This window comes from Herbaspirillum sp. B65 (assembly GCF_000333555.1).
In the GTDB taxonomy this organism is placed as follows: domain Bacteria; phylum Pseudomonadota; class Gammaproteobacteria; order Burkholderiales; family Burkholderiaceae_D; genus Herbaspirillum; species Herbaspirillum rubrisubalbicans.
In genome coordinates this window covers 1-2,346 of the sequence record NZ_BADI01001180.1, presented here as the reverse complement: position 1 = coordinate 2,346, position 2,346 = coordinate 1, and the positions used below count along the sequence as shown (strand labels likewise).

Sequence of the window (2,346 nt, the reverse complement as noted above, 5' to 3'; positions counted from 1 at the left end):
GTGGCCCAAAATAGCTACGGTCAATATCTGCTCAGTCTTCTNAAGGACAACTCATTTTGATGCGCGCCACGTNGTCCATATATTCCAATCCGCACACCTGAACCCACACAAGCGGAGTCGTAGTGTCAAAGTCAAAGCGTTGGAGCTTTGCTAGTGCTTGCGCTCTGATGCGTCGGGAATGCCGAATGCTACGGCGCTTGATACAGCGAGAAGCTCTCAATACCGCGTTAGTGCTGTGCAAAAATACTCGAACCGTTGATCAATGGATGGGTGCCTATCCCTTCTGTGAACAGTGGCGCCATCCTAGGGGCTCCAGAGGATTCTTTCGTAGCGATAACTCTGTCGCGTTGAGCCAGATTGCACGGTCCTTCTGCAAAATGGACGATGTTCACGCCAACCAATCTGGATACTGCAGTTCCTGGCACGAGCCGGTCACGGGTATCCAATGCCCGATTACAGACTGGCTCGCGGCTCGTGCTAGCGCCCGTCGAACGATGATCTTTCCAGATGCGAAGCAGTTCATATGATTACTTCAAAGATCGCTGCCAACCCTCATGTCGCTCAGCCTACCTCTCTCCTGGCGCTGGGCAGGAGCCTCTGGTGCAACCGGAAGCTCATCATCCAGATGGCACGACATGAGGTCGTCGCCCGCTACAAAGGTTCTGTCATGGGACTGGCTTGGTCATTTCTCAATCCCGTTTTTATGCTGCTCATCTATACGTTTGTGTTCTCAGTGGTGTTCAAAGCTCGCTGGGGCATCGGCAGCGAAGAAAGCACAACTCAGTTTGCTCTTGTGCTTTTTGTTGGGCTGATCGTCCATGGGTTGTTTGCCGAAGTACTCAATCGCGCACCAGTATTGATTCATTCGAATATCAACTTCGTCAAGAAGGTGGTTTTCCCTCTGGAAATCCTGCCCGTCATTAGCATGGGAGCAGCGCTTTTCCATACGCTGATCAGTCTTTGCGTCCTGTTGACCGCCTTCACTCTTTTGAATGGTCTTCCCCCCTGGACCATCGTTTTCGTTCCGCTGGTATTTCTTCCACTCGTCATACTTACGCTCGGGCTGGCCTGGATGCTTGCCTCATTGGGAGTGTTTTTGCGTGATGTGAGTCAAACCGTCAGCCTTATCACTACCGTGACGATGTTTCTTGCACCGGTGTTTTACCCCATCCAGGCGATTCCAGAAGAATTCCGTCTTTGGATCAAGGTGAATCCGCTCTCCATCATGATCGAGCAGGCGAGAGACGTGTTGATTTGGGGACGTCTCCCGGATTGGTACAGTTTGGGAAGCTACACCTTTGTTGCCACGCTCATCGCCTGGTTCGGCTATGTCTGGTTCCAGAAGACCAGAAAGGGGTTCCCAGATGTCCTCTAACCCTGTCGTGCTTTCTGTCGAGGACCTTGGAAAGTGCTACCAGACTTACGCTCATCCCCGAGACCGTCTGAAACAATTTGTGCTGCCGCACCTCCAGCGTGCCTTAGGAGTCGCGCCACGCCACTACGCTCATGACTTTTGGGCATTAAGACACGTCTCTTTTCAGATCGAGAGAGGGGAGTCCGTCGGTATCTTAGGAAAAAACGGTAGTGGCAAGAGCACCTTGTTGCAGCTGATCACCGGCGTGTTGGCACCGACAGAAGGCAATGCCCAGGCCTGCGGGAGGATCGCCGCACTCCTCGAACTTGGGTCGGGATTTAATCCCGAATTTACGGGGCGAGAAAACGTCTATCTCAACGGCGCATTACTGGGATTTAGCGAGGCGGCAATTGAGGCGCGCTTCGACAATATAGCCAGCTTCGCGGATATCGGTGAATTCCTCGATCGCCCGGTCAAAACCTACTCAAGTGGCATGTTCGTACGGCTTGCATTTGCGATTCAGGTACAGCTTGAGCCAGATATTCTTATCGTCGACGAAGCCCTTGCTGTAGGCGATGCCCTATTTCAGAAGCGCTGTTATCAGCGTTTGGAGCATTTCGTTTCGAACGGCGGTACGTTGTTGTTTGTATCGCACGATCAGGAAGCCGTTCGAACGATGACATCAAGAGCGCTTCTGCTTTCCAACGGAAGGGTGTCTGCGATAGGTAATTCTGCCGAAGTTGTACGCGAGTATCGTCGTCAATTGCATGATGAGGAAACCAGAGTATTGGCAGACGAAAGCTCGAAAATTAATGCGAGAGTACAGCTAAGTAAAAAGCCTTCTATCTCTGATGAACGCTACTCTTTTGGAAGTTATGAGGCTGAGATTGTCAGTGTAATTCTGGTTAATGAAGCTGGAGAGAAATGTAGCCACTTCTGTCTGGGTGATCGCCTAAGAATGTCGGTACGGGTGAAGCGAATACATCCCTGTC

Annotated in this window: 2 protein-coding genes; both read left to right on the top strand. The window is 51.5% G+C overall.

Going from position 1 to position 2,346, the window contains the following annotated elements; genetic code table 11:
• Positions 1-523 precede the first annotated feature (523 nt).
• Positions 524-1,375, top strand: coding sequence for an ABC transporter permease (locus tag I5W_RS28400; RefSeq protein WP_044531774.1), 852 nt, complete (start codon positions 524-526; stop codon positions 1,373-1,375).
• Positions 1,329-2,346 (top strand): ABC transporter ATP-binding protein (locus I5W_RS28395; protein WP_306302687.1); only part of this gene is annotated, 1,018 nt, incomplete at its 3' end. The genes I5W_RS28400 and I5W_RS28395, both read left to right, overlap by 47 nt.